Raw genomic sequence first — 2,044 nt, forward strand, 5'->3', positions numbered from 1 at the left:
GCTGTGGGCCGCGCTGATCCAGGTGCCGGCGGGGACTTCGGTGGTGCGCAGGTAGCCGGCCTGGATCAGCGCGGCCCACAGCTGTTCGCTGCTGACCGTGCCGCCGGCCACGATGGCGGCGAAGGCGTCGGGCGGCACGTTGCCCAGGTTGCTGGCGATCATGCGGCACTTCTGCCCGGCGTTGTCCAGCGCGTAGGCCAGCGGCGTGTTGTAGCAGAGCGCGGCCTGCTCCAGCACGGCCTTTTCCTCGATCTGCGCCGGCGTGGGGTTGGGCGGGTAGTGCGCCATGAAGTCCAGGTAGTACGGGGCGTCGAGCACGGTGTCGTTCTCGTCGTAATCCCGCGTGAGCCAGGGCTGGTAGACCGTGCCGGTGAAGAAGCCCTTGGGTGTGTCCACGCGCCGGACCCGGCCCAGCGGGTCGTAGCGCGTGATCCGGGGCGGCGGCACGAGTCCGGCGTCGGCCAGCTCCTGCTGCGCTTCGTAGCCGGCGATATTGGAGTAATAGGGCAGGTATTGCTGCGCGGGCAGGCCCTTGTTGTTGTAGACCGTGCGGCCCGAGACCTGCCAGCGGCGCGGCGTCATGCCCATGCGCGGCAGGCCCTGGCCGTCGCGTTGCAGCGCGCCCCGGGCATCGCGCAGCACGGCCATGCCGGCCTCGCATTCGCGCTTGCCTTCCACCACCTGGCCAAAGCCGTCGGTGAATTCGATGGTCAGTTCGATGTGCGCGTCGGCCACGCCGTCGGAAGCGTAGCGGCTGCGCGTCAGCGTGATGGCGCTGGCGGGTTGGGGTGGCGTGGCCGAAGGCGCCTGGAAATCATAGAAATAGAAGGCGCCCGCGCCTTGCAGGTAGTAGGCCGGATCGGCGATCACGGCGTCGAAGCTGGCGTCGGCGCGCCATGTGTAGTCGGCCAGGTCCTCGTCGCCGACGCGGGGCCGTCCGCCTTCGGCCGGCTTGAACACCGATTGCGCGGCCACGCTGCCGCGCGGGTCGTACAGCACCTGCTGCACCACGCCGTTGCTGTCGGTCAGCTGCCAGGGCGCCTGGCTCTGGTAGTCGATCAGGGCCTGGGTGGCCAGCGCAACCTGGGCGTCCACGTATTCGACGGTGCGCAGCGCGAATAGCGCATAGGGGGCGTCGTAGCTGACGGCGGTCTGGCTGTAGGGGGCGGCGTCCGGCGCGCTCCAGAGCGTGCCGGTTTCCTGGTGATACAGCGCGGGCTCGCCGGGCGGGGCATAGGCGCGGACCGCGCCGGGCGCGACCCAGTAGCCCTCTCCGTCCGCGATCAGGCCCGCCTGGCCGCGCAGTTGCGCGTCGTTCGCGAGATTGCCGAATTCGGCGGCCAGCCAGAAGTCCGAGAACGCCGCCTGGTCTTCGTGATGCGTCAAGGCCCTGGCGCTGATCTGGCCCAGCGGCAGCATCGCGTCCTGGGCCTCGTTCCAGTACCAGTGGCGGTTGCGCGCCATCAGGCGGGCCGCGACCGCGCCGGGCGCGAAGGGCTGGCCGTAGGGGATGGGCGCGGCCATCGCCGCCCGCGCCTGCGCCTGGATGTCGTCCCAGGCGTAGTAGCCCGACGCGGGCGCGGCCAGGCCGCCCAGTTCGAAGGACTGCCGCTCGATCGGCGCGCCGACCAGCCGGAAGGGCGACAGCACGCGGCTGTTGAGCGACGCCTCCAGCGTGGCCCGGATCTCGCGCTGCTCGGGGTACACGGGCGCGCCGGCTTGCGGGCGGCGTCCCAGCATCACGATGCAGCGCTGCTCCAGGTACCGGGTGAGGGCTGGATCCGGATCGTGCAGCGTGTTGGCCAGCAGGAAGGTCTGGCGCATGCGCGGGTCCGCCGGGCAGCGGTCGTAGTCGTACTGGATGGATTGCCGCTCCTGCACGGCGAAGGCGCATAGCCCGGCCGGCCCGGCGGCTTGCAGCAGGCGGACCTCGAAGCAGGCGTCCGTCACGGTATAGGGCAGCGCGGCCAGCGCGGGATCGCCGTCGTCGGCGTAGATCTCGGTGTGGATCACGCTGCCGGCCAACGCGGCATGGGCCTGGCGC

At 71.0% G+C, this 2,044-nt stretch carries 1 protein-coding gene; it reads right to left on the reverse strand.

Annotated elements, in window-relative coordinates; genetic code table 11:
* Positions 1 to 2,044, reverse strand: a 2,044-nt coding sequence (locus KDH83_RS15705; RefSeq protein ID WP_283093825.1) for a toxin TcdB middle/C-terminal domain-containing protein, incomplete at both ends; no start/stop codon positions are given.

The sequence above is a fragment of the Achromobacter sp. Marseille-Q0513 genome, assembly GCF_018195695.1.
GTDB lineage: Bacteria > Pseudomonadota > Gammaproteobacteria > Burkholderiales > Burkholderiaceae_B > Achromobacter.